The following is a 21,411-nucleotide window of genomic DNA, read 5'->3' on the forward strand; positions in this document are numbered from 1 at the left end:
AGTTATAAAGGGCAGTTGATAAATAAAAGGGAAGGATTTCTGGCACAATGGATTTGAAAAAAGGCCATAGTCCTAGTGAAGCCCATGGAGATCATTGCTTCAAAGGCTCCCATGTTAACTGTTTCAATTTGCTCATAAGTTAGCTTTCCAACATAGGAGAAGGAAAATAAAAATATGGCAACTGTACCAGCAAAGGCACCAAGTCCAAAAATATAAGTTGCAATAAGTGCAGACACAAGTGTTGGAATGGTACGAAGGATTGAGAAAAGTAACTTAACAATCCAGTTTATGACCTTGTTATTTACCATGTTGTTTGATGCCAAGAAGGCAAAGGGCATAGCCAAAACTGCTCCCAAGAAGGATCCCAAGAAGGACATCTTTATTGTGTCAAAAAGTGGTCCCACTATTGAAGGGAAGTAGGAAAAGTTTGGCTTAAACATTGGAGATAAAATGGCAAAGAGCTTGTGAATATTTTTCGAGAGAGTTGCCATTGAAAAGTTCGTAACTCTTACAGAAAGCATGGTAAAAAGAAGCAAGAGAATAAGGATAGGTATAGTCAAAGTCGGCTTCTCATAGACTTCCTTACCAGACTTTAGGGTGTGTTTTTTTGGTTTAAAGATTTTGTAGTAGAGGCTCATACTTCCTCCAATTTTATTTCTTCAAAGGAATCTCCATAAATAGATTTTAAAACGCTATCGTCCACATTCTTGGCTGGTCCATAATAGATTACCTCTCCGTCACGAACTCCAAGAACAGTTGTGGCATATTCAAGGGCAAGCTCAACGTGGTGGATATTTAAGAGGATAGTGATTCCAAGATTTTCGTTAATCTTTTTAAAATAATCCATAACCTGTCTTGCTGTGACAGGGTCAAGACTTGCAACAGGTTCGTCAGCAAGGATAATGCTTGGGTTTTGGACAAGGGTCCTAGCAAGAGCAACCCTTTGTTGTTGTCCACCAGATAGGTTGTCAGCTCTTTCAAAGGCCTTGTCAAGGATGTCAACTTGCTCAAGAGCTTCAAGAGCCTTTATCTTACATTCCTTTGGATAAATTCCAAATAGGGACTGGATGGGATTTAAATCAGGTACAAAAGAAGACATTACATTCTTGATAACAGAAATTCTTTCAACAAGGTTAAAGGATTGGAAAATCATCCCAATATTTCTCCTAAACTTGCGAAGTTCTTTTCCCTTTAGAGATTTAACATCAACTCCATCAACAGTAAGAGTCCCTGCATTAATGTCGTGCATCTTATTTATAGTCCTAATTAGGGTAGATTTACCGGCACCAGACCTTCCTATTATGGCAACAAACTCGCCATCCTCAATAGTAAGGTTTATATCTTTTAGGGCCTTAAATCCACCAGGATAAACTTTATCTACATTCTTAAATTCAATCATAATTCTCCTCATAAAAAAGAGCTTCTAATGAAGCCCTTTCTTAATTTTTAAGTTCTCTTAATAATTTTTGTGCTTCTCTTTCGCCATCATAGTTCTTGTCATCAGCAGCTTTGTAACCTTCGTGGCTGTAGATTGCTATGATTTCTTTACCTTCTTCGCTTTCACCGATTTCTATGAAAGATTCTTGAAGGGCTTTTTTGAAGTCATCTGTCATAATTTCTGAGTTTTTAGAAACTGAAATTGTATCGTTGTAAATTTTATCAGTTACACCAATTACATTAGTTTCATCCCAGATAGACTTAGTCTTGCCAAATTCATTTTGCCATTTTTCAGCATTGTCTACTCTAACATCAGCGAAACCTACCATAATATCAACTTGGCCAGAAGCAAGTCTTGCCATAGAAGATGGGTAAGAGTCAGCTTGAACAACTGAAGGAAGATCAGTTAGACCCTTGTCATAGTTCTTTTGTAGCCATAGGTAAGGGTAGATGTAACCAGCAGATGAAGATGATCCCATTACAGACCATTTAGCACTTGCAAGGTCTTCCCAAGTTAACTTTTCTCCATTATTTACTTTTGCAGCAAGTTCTTGACCCTTTTCAGAAGGACCAGCAATTACAAGTGATCTATAATAGTCAACTTGTTCTTCAGCCTTTTCTGTAGGCTTCTTGTCGTTCCATTCCTTTGGATCTTCAGAATCAACAGAAAGACCCTTTCTTGTTGCAGTAAGAAGAACTTCAGCACCATCATCGTAGATAGCATAAGTTCCACCAGGAATAAATCCAATATCAACAGAACCAGCACTTAGGGCTTCACCAGTTGATTCATAGTTTGTACCAACTGTGATGTCAATGTTTTTAACATCGTAACCTTTTTCGGCAAGCTTAGTCTTTAAAACTTCTTTAAGTGGTTCAGTCTTAGTTACTATTTCGTCAGGTTCCCTAGAAGGAACGAATTGGATTTTTAAATCCTCGATTACATTGCCATCTGCATCAGCTGTTGCCTCTTTCTTGTTACCGCCACAAGCAGTAAGAGTCATTAGCATTGCAAGTAGCAATACCAACCATGTTTTTTTCATATAATACCTCCAAAAAATTCGTGGGTAATCCCACAGCAAAATCTTGTCAAATGTATTATACCAAATAAACAAAAAATATAAATTAAAGACTATAAAAAAATTAAAAATTATGACCAATTATTCTTAATTTATTAAATTGAGACGACATATTTAATTTGATATAATTTTCCTAAAGGAGTGACACAATGAGCATTATAGTTAAAATAGATGAATCGAGATTCCCAAACCTATCAAGGGGAAGCTTTGAAGATAGAGAGTACCACTTTAAGGGCGGCATAGTTGGCCAAAGAGTAGAAATAAAAGCAAGAGGAAAAAAATCAAAAAAGGCAAAACTTCTTAGCATAATAGAAAAATCAGACATAGAAATAGAAAGCCAATGTCCTCATTTTGAAAAGTGTGGCGGTTGTACTTACCAAACCCTAACTTATGAAGATGAACTTAAATACAAAAAAGGATTAATAAAAAATTTATTTAAAGAAAATGGAATAGAAAGAGAAATTGAAATCATTCCATCACCAGTCCACAAACATTATAGAAACAAAATGGAATATACCTTTGGCGACGAGTACAAGGGTGGGCCACTTTCACTTGGACTTCACGTGAAGAATAGATTTCACGAAATAATAAACACTACAGACTGCAATATAGTTGACCATGACTTCAATACAATAAGGACGGAAGTGAGAAACTACTTCGAAGACCTGGGCGAAGTCCAATACAACAGAAAAAGACACGAGGGATTCCTCCGTCACCTCCTAATAAGAAAGGCAACAAAGACTGGAGAGATAATGGTACTTCTTTCAACATCAAGCCAAAGCAAGCTCGATGAAGAAGCCTTTATAAAATTCTTATTAGACTTGGACTTAGAAGGACAAATAGTATCAATCTATCATGTGATAAATGATGCCCTATCAGATGCCATAGTCCCAGAAGAAATGAAACTAATTTACGGCAAGGATCATATAGAAGAAGAAGTCCTTGGACTTAGATTTAAAATAAGCCCCTTCTCCTTCTTCCAAACAAACACGAAATCAGCAGAAGTCCTTTACAAGATGGCTAGAGAAAAAATTGATGCCAAAGACAAATTGGTCTTTGACTTGTATTCAGGAACAGGAACAATCACCCAAGTCTTAGCAGAGTCAGCCAAAAAAGTTATAGGAGTAGAAATAGTAGAAGAAGCAGTAGAAGCAGCAAGAGAAAATGCAAAATTAAACGGCATAGACAACGTGAAATTCATAGCATCAGACGTCTTAAAAGTCTTAGACGACCTAGACAAGAACCCTGACCTAATAGTCCTTGACCCACCAAGAGAAGGAATAAACCCAAGAGCCATAGAAAAGATAATAGACTTTGACCCAGAAAAGTTTTTATATATATCTTGCAACCCAGTAACCTTAGTAAGAGACCTTGGAGTCTTTAAAGAAAGAGGCTATGAAATAGAAGAACTAGAGATAGTAGACCAGTTCCCAAAAACCTCTCACGTCGAGACCATAGCGTTGATACAAAAGATATAAATTTAGAAATCCTGCATTTTAAGCAGTTTTATAAGCATTTTGTCTTCGATAAAGATGAAGAAGGATACGTCAAAAAGACTCAAAAAAACTACATGAACGTAAGAGTAGTTTTGCAACTGGTATGAGGAAACACAAAAAATATAATTAACCCATTTTGTACTTTCTACAAGAGTAGCTTATAAGGCTGCTCTTTTTTTATGAAGAAAGGATAATATAACTTTAGACATATAAATCTAAATATTTGTCCCATAAACGTAGAAATACGTCCCGATTTGCGATATAATGATAAAGAAATTAGGAGGTATGGCAATATGAAAAAACAAAATGTTTTGAATTTAATAAAATACCATGTGGAAAGGAATGAAAATTCCTTTAGAAATGAGGCTATAGCAATAGCAAGATATTTTGATAGCATAGGAGATTATCAGTTATCTGAATATATTATGGGGTTAATATCTGAATCAAATTTATATTCACCACAAAGTAGTGATTTTGAAAGTGAGTTTTTAAAGCAAGTTGAAATAAGAAATTTGGAGGCTTTAAATTTACCGCTTGAAATAACAGAGGATATAAAAGGTATTATTAATGCTGTAAATTATAATATTGGTATTAATAAATTTTTATTTGAAGGATTACCGGGAAGCGGAAAAACAGAAGCAGCAAAAAATGTTGCAAGATTGTTGGATCGCTCTCTTTTTAGAGTGGATTTTGAAAATTTGATAGATAGCAAGTTGGGACAGACTAATAAAAATATAGTAAAAGTATTTAGAGAAATAAATATGCTTCCAAATGCAAATAAGGTTGTGGTTTTATTTGATGAAATTGATGTTATTGCTTTAGATAGGATTAATTCTAATGATATTAGGGAGATGGGAAGAGTAACATCTACAATTTTAAGAGAATTAGATAGATTAACAGATCTTAATAAAGAAATAGTGCTTATTGCAACAACTAATATATATTCAAATTTTGATAAAGCATTAATTAGGAGATTTGATGCTGTTATTAATTTCAATAGGTATAGCGATGAGGATTTAATAGAAGTTGCTGAATATTACTTTTCTTCTTTTATCAAGAATTTTAAAGGAATATCAAAAGACACAAGATTATTTAAAAAGATATTGAAAAAAGCAAAAAAAATACCTTATCCTGGAGAATTGAAAAACATTATAAAAACATCACTTGCATTTAGTGATGTTGATTCTGAGTATGATTATTTTAAGAGATTATATAATAGCTTGATAGGAGATCTGGATCACAAGGATATAAACCAGCTTCATGAGGAAGGCTTCACTGTAAGAGAAATAGAAAAATTAAAAGGAGAGTCTAAAAGTTCTGTCTCAAGAAAGTTAAAGAAGGAGGAAGTAGATAGTGAATAATGTCTTGGAATTAAAAGGGAAACGCTTTGTACAAGCCAGTAAAAATGGTAATCGTGGTGGTGTATCCATGAATGGGAGGATGGAAGTCAGTACAGAGCATTTATTAAGATTAAAAGCTCAGCTAATCCAGATTAAAGAATTTTGGGATAAAGAAACAAAACCGTTTGAGGGTATTTTGGTTAGTGTTTATTATAATAAGATTGTTGCGAAAAGTAATCGAATTGCTGGACTTTTTAAAGGGACAAATTCTAATGAAGCAATTGTTGGAGCAAAATTTAATTCAAATCAGAGTAAGCATATAATAACATATTTTCTTGATGAAGATGATTTAACTAAAAGTATAGAGTTAATTGTAAATACTTCAAATATATTATCTCAAAAATTTAGAGGAAATATCAGCAAGAGCGAATTTAAAGACAAAAGTATTGTTAATTCGGAGGTTTTTAAAAAACTTTCTGTAAGTATGTCTACATTTAAACAGGTGATTGCAGATGTATCGTATATTGATTCTTTTGAGGTAGAGTTACCTACGATAGATATAAAACAGAGTATTATAACTTTGTATGATGTAAGAAAAGATACAAAATTATTATTTGAAAGATTAGGGATAGATATTTTAAGTAGCCGAATTTTAGATAATCAAACTGTTTACTTAGACGAAAAGCAGGTAGAACTACTTTTAGTAAAAGCACCTTATCTTGTTTCAATGGCAACCGTTGATTTGTCAAGTTTATCACCTGATGATTTTACCAATGAGCATCAAACAAAAATGATAACTATACCATCCCCAACTATTGAACCAACAATTGGGGTGATAGATACCTTATTTGATGAAAGTGTTTATTTTAGTGATTGGGTTGAATATCATGATATGGTCTCAGAAGATATACCAAAAAATCCAAAAGATTATAATCATGGGACAGCAGTATCTTCCATTATTGTTGATGGAGCAAGATTAAATCCTTGGCTGGATGATGGCTGTGGAAGGTTTAAAGTTAGGCATTTTGGAGTAGCGGTAGGTGCTGAATTTTCTTCATTTTCAATAATAAAGAAAATAAAGAGTATTGTGGTAAATAATTCAGATATAAAAGTCTGGAATATTTCACTTGGTAGTAATCAGGAAATTAATGACAACTTTATTTCTGCTGAAGCTGCAACATTAGATAAAATTCAGTTTGAAAACAATGTAATATTTGTTGTGGCAGGGACAAATAAACCAAGTGCAGATATAGTAAAAATAGGATCTCCAGCAGATTCTGTTAATAGTATAGTTGTAAATTCAGTTAGTAAGAATGGTCTGTCTACTAAATATGCTCGTAAAGGATTGGTATTATCTTTTTATGCAAAGCCTGATGTGAGCTATTATGGTGGCAGTGAAGAAGAGTACATTAGGGTTTGTGAACCTTTAGGGGCTGCGAGTGTTGCTGGTACTTCTTATGCTGCACCGTGGATTGCGAGAAAATTATCTTATTTAATTGATGTGATAGGATTTAATAGAGAAGTTGCAAAAGCCATTATTATTGACGCTGCAAGAGGTTGGGATGAAAAACCGACTCCTGAGGAAGTTGCTTTATATGGGCATGGACTTGTACCAATTCATATAAACGATATTATTCAAACAAAAGATGATGAAATAAAATTTGTGGTATCAGACGTTAGTGAAAAATGGAATACTTATAGCTATGATTTTCCAGTGCCTCTAAAGGATAATAAGTATCCATATATTGCAAAGGCTACTATGTGTTATTTTCCATTGTGTGATAGATTGCAAGGTGTTGATTATACAAATACGGAATTAAATTTACATTTTGGGCGAATAGGGGATGATAAAAAAATCAAGGATATTAAGGGGGATAAACAGAATACGGAAGATACTTTAGAGGGAGAAAGAAATTATCTTTTGGAAGGTGAAGCCAGAAAGCAGTTTAGAAAATGGGATAATGTAAAGTATATCGCAGAGAGTGCTACAAAAAGAATGATACCAAAAGACTCTTATAGAAATAAAAACTGGGGTATGGAAGTAAAGACAAATAACCGATTAGCTCCTCAAGATGGTATAGGAGTTAGGTTTGGTGTTGTTGTAACACTCAAAGAAATGAATGGAGTTAATAGAATTGATGAATTTATCAGAAGTTGTACATTAAATGGTTGGTTAGTAAATGAAATCGATGTTGTTAATAGAGTAGATATTCACCAAAAAGTTAATGAAGAAATTAAGTGGGAATAGTATTTGTTTTTTTGCACTATCGACAGTAAATGGAATGGTATGGAATATTTATAAAAATTATAGCAAGTATAAGAGGTGAAGAGATATGGAGAATCAAGATAAGATATATGAAATAGAAATTAACAGTTGTGGTATAGGAGGGAAGCTTAGGATACAGAATAGAAATAATCTTAGGTATAAAAAAATTCGTACGTAGATAGCAATGTTGTACGAGAACATCTTTGTTTGTCTAAAGAAGAATATGAGTTGGCAATGCTTAATTTATTTAGATTATATTGTTGTGAGGGATTTTATCAAGAAACATCAGCAATGTATTTTGGCAACATACCGATTCAAGCTAATGGAGGCATTGAAAAATTTAGGATTACTGCATTAGTATATAATTATTAGATATGATATTAGAAAAGGATTAGAGGGAGTGATGACTATGCCTGATACAATTATATATTGGTTATGGGGATTGGTAAAAGCAATACCTGAAGATATTATCAAAGGACTAATAGCATCATTTTTAATTTTACTTATAATAAAACTTGTTAACAAAGTTAAATTTTTAACTTCTAAAATTAAAAATATCATATTAAATTTGTTTAATACGAAGATAGAAATATCTACTAAAACCACTTTTATTGAATCTCCAGATTATCATTACACTACAATAAGACGAGCTGAAAATGTTAGAAGTGAAAATTCTAATGACAATGATGTTTTTTTGCTAATTATTGCAGGAGTGTTTGTAGCTTCTATAGTAGTTAGTTTTTTCAAAGAATATGTAGATTATATTTCTTTGTTTTTAAAGTGGTTTGGACTTATCCCACTGATGATATGTATATTATTTTTATTTGTTATATCTATTAGTCAAGAAGTTCAAAAAGTTACAGTTAAATTCATCGCAGTTTCAATAGTTGTTTCTGCATTGACATTATATTATGGACTTAATCTTAAAGAAATGGCGACAACAATGAGTGCAACAATAACAGACGGAAGAAATCTTTTTGCATCGGTATATAAAATTTTTGGCGTATTTATAGGAGTAATTCAACAGTTAATATCTTATATATTATTGCTTAGAGTAATAAGTGTTTATATTGATAGAAAAAAGAAAAAACCGATACAATCAGTTCGTCGTTTCATCGCTAAAACAAAACAATTTGAATCGGTTATGTTCCTTAGCATTATAGTAATATTTTTGTCAATTTTATCATACGCATTTACATTAGAAGCTATTCATAAATTTCTATTAAAACAATAGGAAGATTTAAAAGGCTATCGCTCCATCTCCCTGCCCATGTAAATTCCGTAGTTCTTTCGTATTTGACAAAGCTCGTTCATAGCAGATTTTGTAGAAGAGTACTCTTGCATAAGGGTATTCTTTTTTTCTTGCAATTTATAAAGTTTAGACAAAATATCTTTTGGATTTGGCGGCTTAGAATGGTTTTTTTAAGCTCTGAAAGGGCAGTTTCGTATAGAATGATTTGAGATTTATATTTCTCAAAAAAATGCCTTGTCAGATGGATTTGCTTTATGTTCCTTGTAGTATTCTCGATGCTTTTTGATAGTATAAACTTGCTCCATAGTTGCAGAAAGCTCCTGCATTTCCTTGTCAATTTCTTTGGTTTTATCTTGTAAGTTCTGTCTTTCTTCAGCACTTTTCTTGTTGTATTCATCAAGCTGCTTAACGGAGTTAATGCCATGTTCTCTGATGAAAACAACTGACTCAGCCATTGTATTTAAGTTGTGTTTTGTTGCCCAGTATTCATAGCCCTCGATATATTTAACCTTTGTATTAGTATTCATATTGATGACATTTCCGATTCGTTTTTTGATAGATGGGGTTTTAATAGTTTGATTTTCTGTAAGACGCTCTTTTAGTCTTTCCTCTATATAGTCATCCCCAATCATCTTAATTCTTGTAAATCTCTGCTTATCTTTTTGCTTAAAGGCTATATGTTTTCCATACTTTATTTCATAACCAAGCTCAGTCATTTTCTTTAGAAATTCTTCCCAAGCTTTAGACTATTTTATCAAATGATAAATGTCAAATTGAATTCTGTTTTTCCAAGAAGTACATGTATTAAATTGCTCATTTTCGTACCAAGATTTACCAGCAGTTTTATATTTTCTTTTGTAAGATTCATAGTATTTATCAATGACTGAAAGCTTATTTTCTTTACATAATTCATCACTTTGATACCTAATTTTGTGGTAAGATTTTTTGTTAGATTGGTAGCATTTACCAGTCTTGTAATTAACATTATTAAAAATAATATGGTTATGGATATGCCCTCTATCTATATGAGTTGCAAGAACAAACTCATAATCTTCTTTTAAAATTTTCTTACACAATTCCATTCCAATTTCGTGAGCTTTTATAGGATCAACCCCTCCTGGTAGAAAAGATTGGATTAAATGCCTAGCCAAAACTGTACCCTTAGTATCATTATCTTCTCGAGTTTTCAAAAATTGAATATGGGCAGTAGATGGATGACATTTGAATGAAGATACCAAGATTTTTTCATCAGTTTTTTCACTCTTAGTAATGTAATCTATTGCCAAATTTAGAGTTGATTTTATAGGATGTATTTTTGTAATTGCCATACTAATCACCAGAACTTTCTTTTGATTTGTTAAGAAGTAGGGAATGGATATGCCATATCTCTCTTGACAATTTTTCTATTTGTTTATTCATTGATTCAATTTCATCCTTGTAAATAACACCAGTTGTATTAGTTGCTTTTGCAATCTGGTTTATGTTATTTGTTGCATTTGAAAGTAGCCATTGTAGGTTTCTAAATGGTTCTAAATCTACTACATAAATTTCTTTCTCTAATACACATTTTCTAAGAAAATGGGACATAGTTTTGCAATTAGCAAGTTTCATTTTCTTTTCAAAAAATTTTTTCTCTTCATCTGTTAAATATATTTTAAGTTGATTTTTTCTTTTTCTATTATCCATAGTATATCTCCTTATTATAAAATATTGGGGTCTTAGGGTTCTCCCTAACAAGGTAAAATTGATAAAAAAAGAAGCAGTCCTTAAAGGTTCTGCTTCATCAATTTTTCGTAAGTGGGTACTCACTTACTGTGCTTGCTATTAAAGTTATAAGCGTTAAGCGTTTATTAATTTCTGTTAATTATACCGCATTTAAAGAAATTAATAAAGAAGTATAAGCGAAGCTATTGACAATGATTATCAGAGTTGATACAATAATACCGACAAGAGTGTCGGTTTGGAGGTTATTTATGAAATGAAAATGGAAGCTGATGAAAGAAAAAAGCAGATTAGACAAGCAGCTATTAAAGTCTTTTTGGATAAGGGATTTAGAAATACAGTTATGAATGACATTATGGAAGCTACTGGGCTTTCTAGAGGTGGCTTGTATCATCATTATGGTTCTACGCATGAAATCTTATACGACATTATGATGGAAGGTAATATAAATAGAAAAGATATTATTCAAAAATCAATTTATGATGAAGGATTAATATTAAGTCCACAGTTGTTTTCAAGAATGATTATAGACAAGATACTTGCAGATAATGATTATGTAAAGCTTTATGTTATGTTTTTATGTGAGTTAAAAGAAAATGATGATCTGAAAGAATTATATGTGAAAATAAAAAAAGAGTCCATACAAGTATTTAAAGAATTGTTTTCTACTTTGTTTAACGTGTTACCTTCTGATGAAACATTTGAATTTATGATTAATATTATGAATTCTGGATTGATGGCTTGCGAAATTTTGAATGCACGTGAGAATTTTACAAAAAATAAGATATATCTAACTGAAATGATAGAGACTTATTTTATAAATGTAATGAAAAAAGATGATGAAAGGAGTTAAATTTATGGATCTATTAAAAAAATACATTAAGAGAAATAAAGCACCATATTTTATTTCTGTCTTGTTTGCAATACTTGGAGTAATTTCAAATCTTTTTGTATATATTATTCTAAGTAAGATGATTATATCATTAATTGATGGTAGCCAAGATTTTTATTACTATATAAATAAAATTTTCTTGATACTTTCATGTCTTATAATCAAAGAAGTGTTTATGTTTTTGTCAACAATGATTTCTCATAAAACAGCCTATAAAATAATACGAGATATAAGAAAAAGCCTTATGGAAAAATTATTTAATATGCCATTAGGAGATATATTGAATGAATCTACTGGTAAGTTAAAAGACATAATTGTAAATCAAGTCGATAATACTGAAACAACATTGGCTCATATGATACCTGAGATGACAGCTAATTTAATCGGACCTATAATATTATTTGTTTACATGTTAATTTTAGATTATAGACTAAGTTTAATATCTTTAATTCCATTAGTTATTGGTGGATTTTTTATGACAGGGCCGATGAAAAGAATGAAGGTAAAGTTTCCACAAGCAGTTAAAATTGGCCAAGATATGAATAATTCCGTGGTTGAATATATAAATGGAATAGAGGTTATTAAAACATTTAATCAAGGCGAAAAATCTTATAGAAAATACAGGGACAATGTGTATAAAAAGGCAAATTACTATTATGATTGGATGGGAGAAAATACAAGAGACTATGCGATAAGTATGTCTATTGCTCCAGTTGGTATTTTGACAATTATACCATTTGGTTTATATTTCTGTATGAATGGTTCACTAGATGGTGGTGTATTTTTAACATTGATAATCCTTTCTTTTGGGACTATCCAAAATATTATGAGAGTAATGACTTTTGAAGATGATATTGGAAGAATGTCAACTATTTTCGAAGAGATTAAAAATATACTTTCTGCGAGAGAATTATCTCATAAAAATGAAAATTTGGATATAAAAAATTATAATATAGAGATAAAAAACGTAGATTTTTCTTATGAAAAAGATAAGCAAGTCCTAAACAATATAAATATAAATATAGAAGAAGGAAGTGTGAATGCTTTAGTAGGCGAATCGGGTTCGGGAAAGTCGACTATTGCAAAACTAATTTCAGGATTTTGGGATGTAGATAGTGGTTCTATAAGTATAGGAAATGTAAATATTAAAGATATGTCCCTTGAAAAGTTATCTACTGTTATTTCCTATGTAGCACAAGATAATTTTCTTTTTGATATGTCAATTAAAGATAACATCAGAATAGGAAATAAAAATGCTAGTGATGAGGAAATAATTGAAGTATGCAAGAAAGCAGCCTGCCATGATTTTATAATGAAGTTGTCAGATGGATATGATACAAGAGTAGGAGAAGCTGGTAAACATTTGTCTGGAGGAGAAAGGCAAAGAATATCAATTGCAAGAGCTATGATAAAGAATGCTCCAATAGTTATTTTAGACGAGGCTACCTCTTATATCGATCCTGAAAATGAGGCTTTGATTCAAGATGCAATATCAGAGCTTGTCAAAGGGAAAACTCTAATTATAATTGCCCATCGTTTAAAGACAATAACAGATGTAGATAATATATTTGTAATTAAAAATGGAGAACTTGCATGTAAAGGAAGTCATGAAGAGCTTTTGAAGGAATCAAAAGATTATCACAATCTTTGGGAAACTGCCTTGAAAGGAGAAGAAAATGCTTAGTGTTTTTAAAAAAATATGGAATTTTTCTATTGAAGAACAAGTGTATCTAAAAAAATCAATCTTTGCTAATTTTTTCGGTTCTATTTTTAATGCTCTACAATTTGCAGCCATTTATTATGCGATTTTTGGGATAGTAAACAAGGATATAAGCTTTAAAACAATAGGAATATCAAGTTTATTTTTATTAATTAGTATAGCAGGAGTAATTATTTCAAAAAATTCCTCTATGCTCAAACAAACACATGCCGGATATTTTATGGCTGGACACAAGAGAATTGAATTAGGTGAAAAAATAAAAAAAGTTCCCATGGGATTCTTCTCAAGTTTAAGTTTAGGAAATTTAACAACTATTGCGACTACTAACTTAGATAATGTAGAGACTTGGGTTCCAACTTTGTGTATTATGGTTTTCGGTGGCATGCTTAATGCTATTGTTTTTATCTTATCCTTATTTTTGTTTTCTTATAAGGTAGGTATTGTAGCAATAGTTGGTTCTATTGTATTTTTAATGATCATTGCTCGTATGCAAAAAAGGTCAAGTAAAAATGCAGATAAGATTCATGAGATTCAGGTATCACTTACCAAAGAAGTCTTATCAACATTGCAAGGAATGCAAATTATAAAATCATATAATCTACGAGGAAGTAATAATAAAAAACTTGACAAGAGCTTTGATAGTGCTAGTGAATATTCTTTTGATTTAGAAAAAACTATAATGCCATATAGTTTATTAGCTAAAATCATAATAGCTATAACAATTTGTTTGATGTTGTTTATTTCAATAAAATTATATTTTGTTGAAAATGGTCAAATAGTCAATACTATTATGATACTTATAGCAAGTTTTGTAATATTTGACGGACTTATTACATCTGGATCTGCTATTGCAATGCTAAGAATGGTTGAGAATGCAATAGATTCATATTCTTATGTAAATGATATGGAAGATATGAAAGAAGGAAGTATTACAGAGCCAATAAAAAATCACAATATAGTCTTTAAAAATGTTTCTTTTTCTTATGATGATAGACCAATTTTAAAAAATGTATCAGCAGAGATAAAAGAAAATACCATGACTGCTATTGTAGGACCATCTGGATCTGGCAAGACTACATTTTGCAATCTTATTGCAAGATTTTGGGATGTAAATTCTGGCGAAATTTTAATAGGTGGAAAGAATATTAAGGACTATAAGATAGAAAACTTAATGAATTCTATTTCCATGGTATTTCAAGATGTATATCTCTTCGAAGACACTATTGAAAACAATATAAAATTTGGAAAACAAAATGCAAGCCATGAAGAAGTAGTTCAAGCTGCTAAAAAAGCAAGATGTCACGAATTTATAGAAAATCTCCCGGATGGATATGACACTATTATTGGGGAAGGTGGAGCAAGCCTATCTGGTGGAGAAAAACAAATAATCTCCATAGCCAGAGCCATGCTAAAAGATGCAGATATAATTATCTTTGATGAAGCCACTGCAAATATAGACCCAGAAAATGAAGATAAACTTAAAGAAGCAATAGAATCATTAACAAAGAATAAGACAGTAATAATGATTGCTCATAGGTTAAAGACAATTAGAAATGCTGACCAGATTTTAGTCTTAAAAGATGGAGAGATAGTAGAACGTGGAAATCACGAAGAACTGATTAAGAATGATGGACTTTATTCTGACCTTATAAATGCAAAAGCTAAGGCGGAATCATGGAAATTAAATAATTGATAGAAAGAAATATTAAAGTCTTTGAACAGGAAAATTTAGATTAGAGGATTTATGTCTAGTAGCATAAGTCCTCATTTTTTTATGCTTAAATTAATCATTGAAACTCAAAAATATTATAGAAAAATAAAAATTCTGGTTACCAAAGAGGGCAAATTTCACTTTATAAAGTGAGGGGTATTTTGTCATCTTGCTATAAAAACAAAAATACTTTGAAGTGCCAATATTCTTGAAGTTGCTTATGTGGAATTAGCACATTTCAGATTTAATCCACTTATCAAGGTAAAAAAAATCAACTTATATAGGAGGTTAAAATGCAATCAATAAAGATTTATAGTATGAGAGTTGCTATGTTATGTAGACTTTATGATCTTAAATTAATTAATGATAAGGAATATACAAAAATTAAGAACAGGTTAGAAAATGATTATAAGAAGATGGATAGAAAGTAATTGTTCTTGTGATATAATAACACTGTAGAAAGATACAAAATGGGAAGGAGGTAAAATGAATACTAAAGTAAAAGTAATAAAAGCTTCAAATACAGGAGCAAGAAATAGAAATGCACTACATTTAGATTTAAAACGTGTTGCAGCATATTGTCGAGTAAGCACAGATAGTAAAGACCAACTTGAATCATATAAATCGCAAGTTGATTATTATACAAATCTAATAAAAAATAATAAAAACTGGACTTTGGCTGGCATATACGCAGATGAAGCAACCACAGGAACAACTGCTACCAAAAGAGCTGATTTCATGAGACTAATTAGCGATTGTCAAAATGGAGATATAGACATGATAATTACTAAATCTATATCAAGATTCGCTAGAAATACATTAGATACCTTAAAGTATGTAAGACTATTAAAGGAAAACAATGTTGGTGTAGTATTTGAAGAAGAAAATATAGATACTTTGACAATGGATGGAGAGCTATTACTAACAATATTAAGTTCAGTAGCTCAACAAGAAGTAGAAAATACCTCAGCCCATGTAAAAAAAAGGACTGAAAATGAAAATGGAAAAAGGGGAACTTATTGGTTTTCAAGGTTGCCTCGGATATGATTATGATCCCACAACAAAAAGTATATCTATAAATGAAGAAGAAGCTAAAATTGTTAGATATATTTTTAAAAGATATTTAGAGGGCAATGGTGGTTCAGTCATTGGCAGGGAATTAGAAGAACAAGGATATCTCACTCCTAGAGGTAAAACAAAATGGTCTGACACTACAGTGTTAGGAGTAATTAAAAATGAAAAGTATATTGGTGATATACTAATGGGAAAGACCTTCACAGTTGATCCCATAACAAAAAGAAGACTAGCAAACTTTGGTGAATCTGATAAATATCACATTGAAAATCATCACGAGCCAATTATATCAAGAGAAGATTTTGAAAAGGCACAAGAGATTAGACTCAGGAGAGCACAAAACAGAAACACCATAGCTAACAAGGATAGAAAAAGAGAAAAACTATCAAGACAATACGCTTTTTCAAGTATGCTGGAATGTGGATTTTGTGGCGAAATACTGTCAAGAAGAACTTGGCACACAAGTTCAATTTACAAAAAAATTAACTGGCAATGTGTAAAGTCAACAAAAAAAGGTAAAAAATATTGTCCTCATTCAAAAGGAATACAAGAAGCAGCAATAGAAAAAGCATTTGTTGAAAGCTATAGGCAATTATGCCATGCAGATTCAACAGTAATAGATGACTTTTTAAAAATTGTAGAAGAAGAAATAAATGATAATACTTTAGTCAAAGATTTGAAAAAGTTAGAAAACCAATTAAACAGAATCATTAGTCAAGAAAGAAAGTTAGTTGATCTTCATTTAGAAGATAGTATAGACGAAGAAGTTTATGCTAAAAAGTATAAAAAACTTACAAAACAAAAAGAAGAATTACTTGATGAAAAGAAAACACTAGAGCTAACTATCAAAGATGAAAACTCTATTAAAGAAAGATTAAAGCAATTTAAAAAGGTCTTAGAAAACAAAGAAATTATAGAGGAATTTAATAGAACAGTATTTGAAAGCATAGTTGATAAAGTCGTGGTGGGAAGAATTGATAAAGACGGAAAAGTTCATCCTTATGACTTAACATTCTATTTCAAAACAGGAGTTAAAGATAGTCAAGATTCTAATAATTTCAAAGATAAAAGAAAAAATGCCAAAGACAATGACATTAATAAATTGTGTTCCTACATGAATGACGAGGATAAAAAATTATGTACCCAAGCAAAAGACAACGCACGCGGAGACGGTAGCTCTGTTGTCCAAACTAAATACAGAACATCATTTAGATATAGAAATAGGGGAAGATGAATTATCTGAAATTGACTTTTCAAAAGACGCAACTTATGGAGAAATTAAAAAGTATGTGTTAGATAAATACGGACTAAAAATTTCAAGCCTATATATTGCCCAAATAAAAAGGAAACGTGGTCTAATAGAGAGAGAAAATTATAATTTTAGTAAGAAAGAAAATCAAAGAGTGCCAAATTGCCCAGAAGAAAAAGAAAAAGCAATCGAAGATGCTTTAGAGCATTTTGGAATGATTTAAATAATATCTAAGATTGAAAATTTTAAAATTAAGACTTAAAAACTTTAAGATTAAAAAGATATGTACTTCTTATATAACCTAAGAAGATTAATTGAAAATCAGGGGAACGATGATGGTAAAATAAAAAATTTTAACAACTAAAGAAGAATTAGGCATTATTGCCAAAGAGATTTTTATGAAGTTAAAAATACTGAAAAAGACTTGTTAGAATTGAAAATTTTAGATCATTGTGCAGGGTTTCGTGTCATAGTAGTGATAGAGGCAAATAGTTATGTAAATATAAAGAGTTCAAGACTTCTACCAAAGTTTAAAACTCAAAAAATAAATAGTTGGTGTGCTGCTTAGAGTAACCATTTTGATAATGTGGATGCGAAACAAAAAGAGATAATCAGACTTCGTAAAAAATTGAAACAGGTTGAAATGGAGAATGATATTTTAAAGCAAGCTGCACTACTGTTAGGCAAAAAATAGACCTCATTATCTCGAACCGAGATAAATATAGCATTAGTGCAATGTGTAGACTACTTGGGGTCACAAGAAGTTTAGTCTATTATCATTTGAACAAAGAAAAAGATGTGAAATTAGATGAAGATGAAAAACTAATAGAAGAAATAAAAGAAATATTCAGAAGAAGTAGAAACAACTATGGAACACGCAAAATAAAAAAAAACTAGGGAAAATTGGATATAAAATATCGAGAAGAAAAATAGGCCGAATAATGAAGAAAAATGGCCTAGTCTCAAACTATACAGTAGCACAATATAAAGTAATAAGATCCAAATGCAACGAAGAAGACATCCCTAACCTTTTAAATAGATAATTTGACAATAGAGACTATTTAGAAGCAATAGTAAGCGACCTAACATATGTAAGAGTAGGAAAAACATGGAATTATATATGTTTAATAATAGACTTAAACAGCCGTGAAATAATAGGATACTCATCAGGTAAAAACAAAGATGCAAATCTAGTAGCAGAAGCATTTTACTCAATAAGGCAGCCACTAAATCGTATAAAAATATTTCACACAGACAGAGGAAGAGAATTTTAAAATATAAAAATAGAAGAAATATTAAAGGTATTTGGGATAAAAAGATCGCTAAGTAAAAAAGGAAGCCCATATGATAACGCAGTAAGCGAAGCAGTCAATAAAGTAATGAAGACAGAATTCATATATCAGGAGAACTTTACTAATTTCCAAGAACTTAATCTAAAATTAGCAGAATACGTATATTGGTATAATAACCTAAGAATTCATGGATCTTTAGGATATAAAACACCAGTAGAATATAGAAAAGCAGAATAAAAAGCTCTGGAAGTTTCATAAATTAAATAAAATATATGAACAGACTGTCAAGGGCAAATTTCAACGAAATTTGGGCGAAGCCTTTACCCTTGATTGTCTGAGAATATATTTTATAATCTAAAGAAACTTTCAAGCTTGATAATGTTCGGTTATAAATTGTCTAAAAAAGGGTTGCCATTCCATGTATTTGGGTTCATTAGAAGAATGCCGAGCAATGGGTAACATGACGCTGATGTGTTTATACACAAAAAAGCTACACATGCGTTGGCTGACAACAGGGAGCTAAGTAAATTAACACCAGCTAAAATGTTTGACGCTATTAATAAATGACAAGTATATGAAATTGGTTTTACCTAGTTTAAAAAAGAAATTATAATGAAAATATGGAGGCTAAGAATATGAAGATTAATAATGAATGTTGTTGTGGATGCAAAACAGAAAAGCCGGATCAAATTAAAGACAATTGTCCTGTATGTAATAATGAAGGGATTTCCGTTAGTAAAGTAACTGTTGAACATCTAGTGGTAGATGATTATCGTAATGCTGTTAACGGAGATCAATATAAGATTTGCATGAACGAGGACTGCGACGTTGTTTACTATAACTTAGATAATGAAATAAAATTCTTGAAAGACCAAGTTAGAGTTCCTATCTGGTTTAAGAAAGATGCAGATCCTAAGTATGCTTGTTATTGTAGCGAAGTCACAGAAAATCAGGTAATTGAAGCAGTTGTAAAGCATGGCGCGAAATCCGTAAAAGAAGTAAATGCCATCACTGGGGCAATGAAAAATCCTAATTGTAAAGAAAACAATCCGTTGGGAGTTTGTTGTCATAAGATTATTCAGGAAGCTATCGATAAAGGCTTGAAAATGAAATAATTACAGTCGATATGTTCCTACAAACGAGAGCCAATCTTTGATATGTTTCCATCTACGAGCGTGGATATGTTCCCCATAACCATAGGGGTTGAAAGTGTAGCGTTGATGCAAAAAGTGTAAGAAATTATAATTTTATATACTCTTAATTTAAAAGCTAGTAGAATTTAGAAATAATTGAGAATATATATTTCCACATGCGAGCTTTTTTAAGAATTAAAATTTTATCCACACTGACCACTCAAGTCATGTATAATCAGTTGCCCATTTAATAAAAAACAGTAACTAGTAAAATTACCCGACGTATGTTATAAAGTGTTTTAAGTCGGGTTTTTATTGTCATTTTATCTAAAAATTCATATAATAAATGGAGCGAAAATAAATCAAAATTTTTAACAATATAAAATGAAAATAAAAAACTAGGGGAGAGAATATGACTATAAGTAAAGAAGATATGAAAATATTATTAAAATCTCAACAAGGAGAATTAGATGTAGTTTTGATGTACCAAAGCCTTGCTGATGTAGTTAAGGATAAAAATGATGCGGCTACTTTTAAAAAGCTTGCAGCAGAGGAGGGTCATCATGCTGCTGTTTTTCATAAATTTACAAGGAAAAATTTAAAACCAAAGAAAACCTTGGCTTTCTTTATGCCTATCCTTTATAAGCTAATGGGTAAAAAAAGATTATATCCAAAAATTGTAAAGGGTGAGTATAAAGCTTCTGAAAATTATGCTCCAGTAGCAAAAAAGTTTCCAGAAATCGAAAGCGTTAGGGAGGATGAAAAAAGGCACGGCGATATGGTCGCAAGCTTGTTATAAGAAAGCCTAGGATCTTGAAATACCTTGGCTAAATTTTACTTTAGGAATCATTATGAATAAAACATTAATTAGTATACCTATAAAAACCTCCATAGTAGCTACTTTGTCTTAAGGAAAAATTCATTAAAGAAAGTCAAAAAAGAAGAAGTAAAGGATAAATTAGAACCTACGAGAAAAGATGCAGAAAAGATCCTGGAAGAAAAATATTAAATCAAAAAAGTAGCAAAGCTTCTACAAAAAAGATTCTAAAAATTTTATAGCAGAAAATTAAGGGTTAAGCAGAGAAGAACTAGACTTATTTAATTATTATGCAAATAAAACTAAAGCTTAAAGAGAATAAATGAAAGATTTCTGGAAAAAACTAATCGGATCAGCAAAAAAAGAAGTAAGCGTAGAAAAAAATAGACAAGCTAAAGGAAAGCTAAATGTTAATGATCTTATCTACAGCTATCTTAAATTTGTTGAAGCTGAGAAAAAACGAAATTACAAAAATCTTAAAATCTTTAATAAAAAATTTTGGACAAGCGTATTTAAATTCTTCAACTATAGCTGGACTAATGAGGATTTTAATCAAAAAATTGAGGGAAAAGTATAAAATTGATTAATAAATAAAGATAAAAATTTTTATAAATAGTATAGGAAATAATCGAAAACAATCAGAGTAAATTTGAGATTCGAGCTTAAGTAGAATATCAAAGAAGAAAAGATGTAAAATGAGATCTACTAATAAATTGACAAATTATCATTAATGCTATACTTTGTAAACAACAGTACCCGACATGCCTCTTAAAGTGGTGTAAGTCGGGTCTTTTGATTATAAGGAGAAATAATTTGAAGAAGCCCCACCAAACTCCCATAAGTATAAGCAAATAAATAGAAAACTTAATATCTTTAGGTTTAGAAATAGAAGATAAAAATTATGCAAAAAGTGTGCTTAACAGAATATCTTAGT

General features: G+C 31.0%; 16 protein-coding genes and 3 pseudogenes. 14 read left to right on the forward strand and 5 right to left on the reverse strand.

All coding sequences use genetic code 11. The annotated features are described in order from the left end of the window. Window positions 1-2 precede the first annotated feature (2 nt). From DRZ96_RS04565 to DRZ96_RS04575, 3 genes are read right to left on the reverse strand one after another with little or no spacing between them, the layout of a single operon-like run. Window positions 3-638: a PhnE/PtxC family ABC transporter permease gene (locus DRZ96_RS04565; RefSeq protein ID WP_236587160.1), complete on the reverse strand. Its 636-nt coding sequence runs from the start codon at window positions 636-638 to the stop codon at window positions 3-5. Further along, the gene (phnC, locus tag DRZ96_RS04570) at window positions 635-1,399 is read right to left on the reverse strand and encodes a phosphonate ABC transporter ATP-binding protein (protein WP_112889755.1); all 765 of its coding nucleotides are present in this window, start codon (window positions 1,397-1,399) and stop codon (window positions 635-637) included. Before phnC ends, DRZ96_RS04565 begins: the two co-directional genes overlap by 4 nt. Window positions 1,400-1,439: 40 nt before the next feature. Beyond that, on the reverse strand, window positions 1,440-2,477 hold the full coding sequence (locus DRZ96_RS04575; RefSeq protein WP_112889756.1) for a phosphate/phosphite/phosphonate ABC transporter substrate-binding protein: 1,038 nt from the start codon (window positions 2,475-2,477) through the stop codon (window positions 1,440-1,442). Window positions 2,478-2,662: 185 nt separating this feature from the next. Here DRZ96_RS04575 and rlmD point away from each other — a divergent pair, with 185 nt between their 5' ends. From rlmD to DRZ96_RS04595, 4 genes are all read left to right on the forward strand, one after another. Then, window positions 2,663-3,991 carry a 23S rRNA (uracil(1939)-C(5))-methyltransferase RlmD gene (gene rlmD, locus DRZ96_RS04580; protein ID WP_112889757.1) on the forward strand — a complete coding sequence of 443 codons (1,329 nt, stop codon included), beginning with the start codon at window positions 2,663-2,665 and terminating at the stop codon, window positions 3,989-3,991. 311 nt (window positions 3,992-4,302) lie between these two features. After that, on the forward strand, window positions 4,303-5,370 hold the full coding sequence (locus tag DRZ96_RS04585; RefSeq protein ID WP_112889758.1) for an ATP-binding protein: 1,068 nt from the start codon (window positions 4,303-4,305) through the stop codon (window positions 5,368-5,370). Next, window positions 5,363-7,597, forward strand: a complete 2,235-nt coding sequence (locus tag DRZ96_RS04590; RefSeq protein ID WP_112889759.1) for a S8 family peptidase — start codon at window positions 5,363-5,365, stop codon at window positions 7,595-7,597. The genes DRZ96_RS04585 and DRZ96_RS04590 overlap by 8 nt, the downstream gene beginning before the upstream one ends. Before the next feature lie 427 nt (window positions 7,598-8,024). After that, on the forward strand, window positions 8,025-8,849 hold the full coding sequence (locus DRZ96_RS04595; RefSeq protein WP_112890571.1) for a hypothetical protein: 825 nt from the start codon (window positions 8,025-8,027) through the stop codon (window positions 8,847-8,849). A 14-nt stretch (window positions 8,850-8,863) separates the two neighbouring features. Here DRZ96_RS04595 and DRZ96_RS04600 read toward each other — a convergent pair. After that, window positions 8,864-10,195 (reverse strand): annotated as a pseudogene (locus DRZ96_RS04600) (relaxase/mobilization nuclease domain-containing protein). Between the two features lies 1 nt (window position 10,196). Beyond that, the gene (locus tag DRZ96_RS04605) at window positions 10,197-10,553 is read right to left on the reverse strand and encodes a plasmid mobilization protein (RefSeq protein WP_112889760.1); all 357 of its coding nucleotides are present in this window, start codon (window positions 10,551-10,553) and stop codon (window positions 10,197-10,199) included. Window positions 10,554-10,845: 292 nt separating this feature from the next. Between DRZ96_RS04605 and DRZ96_RS04610 the strand changes: the two genes are divergently transcribed. The 10 genes and pseudogenes from DRZ96_RS04610 (at window position 10,846) to DRZ96_RS04665 (ending at window position 21,054) form a co-directional block, all read left to right on the forward strand. Next, window positions 10,846-11,442, forward strand: a complete 597-nt coding sequence (locus DRZ96_RS04610; RefSeq protein WP_112889761.1) for a TetR/AcrR family transcriptional regulator — start codon at window positions 10,846-10,848, stop codon at window positions 11,440-11,442. 4 nt (window positions 11,443-11,446) lie between these two features. Further along, a complete protein-coding gene (locus tag DRZ96_RS04615) occupies window positions 11,447-13,165 on the forward strand; it encodes an ABC transporter ATP-binding protein (RefSeq protein WP_036755840.1) in 1,719 nt (572 codons plus the stop codon). Then, window positions 13,158-14,894, forward strand: a complete 1,737-nt coding sequence (locus DRZ96_RS04620) for an ABC transporter ATP-binding protein (RefSeq protein WP_112889762.1) — start codon at window positions 13,158-13,160, stop codon at window positions 14,892-14,894. Before DRZ96_RS04615 ends, DRZ96_RS04620 begins: the two co-directional genes overlap by 8 nt. Window positions 14,895-15,205: 311 nt before the next feature. Further along, window positions 15,206-15,343: a hypothetical protein gene (locus DRZ96_RS10520; RefSeq protein ID WP_009344898.1), complete on the forward strand. Its 138-nt coding sequence runs from the start codon at window positions 15,206-15,208 to the stop codon at window positions 15,341-15,343. A gap of 55 nt (window positions 15,344-15,398) precedes the next feature. Beyond that, window positions 15,399-17,220 (forward strand): annotated as a pseudogene (locus DRZ96_RS04625) (recombinase family protein). Beyond that, the gene (locus DRZ96_RS04630; RefSeq protein ID WP_112889217.1) at window positions 17,168-17,458 is read left to right on the forward strand and encodes an RNA methyltransferase; all 291 of its coding nucleotides are present in this window, start codon (window positions 17,168-17,170) and stop codon (window positions 17,456-17,458) included. Before DRZ96_RS04625 ends, DRZ96_RS04630 begins: the two are co-directional and overlap by 53 nt. Window positions 17,459-17,815: 357 nt before the next feature. Next, window positions 17,816-18,764 (forward strand): annotated as a pseudogene (locus tag DRZ96_RS11675) (IS3 family transposase); the annotation flags it as partial. Window positions 18,765-19,162: 398 nt separating this feature from the next. Beyond that, window positions 19,163-19,642 carry a Csac_0668 family 2Fe-2S cluster-binding (seleno)protein gene (locus DRZ96_RS04650; RefSeq protein WP_050150156.1) on the forward strand — a complete coding sequence of 160 codons (480 nt, stop codon included), beginning with the start codon at window positions 19,163-19,165 and terminating at the stop codon, window positions 19,640-19,642. A gap of 430 nt (window positions 19,643-20,072) precedes the next feature. Continuing rightward, a complete protein-coding gene (locus DRZ96_RS04660; protein WP_112889764.1) occupies window positions 20,073-20,459 on the forward strand; it encodes a ferritin family protein in 387 nt (128 codons plus the stop codon). Window positions 20,460-20,799: 340 nt separating this feature from the next. Beyond that, on the forward strand, window positions 20,800-21,054 hold the full coding sequence (locus tag DRZ96_RS04665; protein WP_112889765.1) for a hypothetical protein: 255 nt from the start codon (window positions 20,800-20,802) through the stop codon (window positions 21,052-21,054). Window positions 21,055-21,411: the final 357 nt, after the last annotated feature.

The organism is Peptoniphilus harei, assembly GCF_900454685.1.
In the GTDB taxonomy this organism is placed as follows: Bacteria; Bacillota; Clostridia; order Tissierellales; family Peptoniphilaceae; genus Peptoniphilus_A; species Peptoniphilus_A harei.

Coding starts and splice junctions, on each gene's coding strand:
- DRZ96_RS04610 (WP_112889761.1), top strand. CDS start 10,846: ATGAAAATGGAAGCTGATGAAAGAAAAAAGCAGATTAGACAAGCAGCT.
- DRZ96_RS04565 (WP_236587160.1), bottom strand. CDS start 638: ATGAGCCTCTACTACAAAATCTTTAAACCAAAAAAACACACCCTAAAG.
- DRZ96_RS04660 (WP_112889764.1), top strand. CDS start 20,073: ATGACTATAAGTAAAGAAGATATGAAAATATTATTAAAATCTCAACAA.
- rlmD (WP_112889757.1), top strand. CDS start 2,663: ATGAGCATTATAGTTAAAATAGATGAATCGAGATTCCCAAACCTATCA.
- DRZ96_RS04650 (WP_050150156.1), top strand. CDS start 19,163: ATGAAGATTAATAATGAATGTTGTTGTGGATGCAAAACAGAAAAGCCG.
- DRZ96_RS04585 (WP_112889758.1), top strand. CDS start 4,303: ATGAAAAAACAAAATGTTTTGAATTTAATAAAATACCATGTGGAAAGG.
- DRZ96_RS04620 (WP_112889762.1), top strand. CDS start 13,158: ATGCTTAGTGTTTTTAAAAAAATATGGAATTTTTCTATTGAAGAACAA.
- DRZ96_RS04605 (WP_112889760.1), bottom strand. CDS start 10,553: ATGGATAATAGAAAAAGAAAAAATCAACTTAAAATATATTTAACAGAT.
- DRZ96_RS04665 (WP_112889765.1), top strand. CDS start 20,800: ATGAAAGATTTCTGGAAAAAACTAATCGGATCAGCAAAAAAAGAAGTA.
- DRZ96_RS04595 (WP_112890571.1), top strand. CDS start 8,025: ATGCCTGATACAATTATATATTGGTTATGGGGATTGGTAAAAGCAATA.
- DRZ96_RS04615 (WP_036755840.1), top strand. CDS start 11,447: ATGGATCTATTAAAAAAATACATTAAGAGAAATAAAGCACCATATTTT.
- DRZ96_RS04575 (WP_112889756.1), bottom strand. CDS start 2,477: ATGAAAAAAACATGGTTGGTATTGCTACTTGCAATGCTAATGACTCTT.
- phnC (WP_112889755.1), bottom strand. CDS start 1,399: ATGATTGAATTTAAGAATGTAGATAAAGTTTATCCTGGTGGATTTAAG.
- DRZ96_RS10520 (WP_009344898.1), top strand. CDS start 15,206: ATGCAATCAATAAAGATTTATAGTATGAGAGTTGCTATGTTATGTAGA.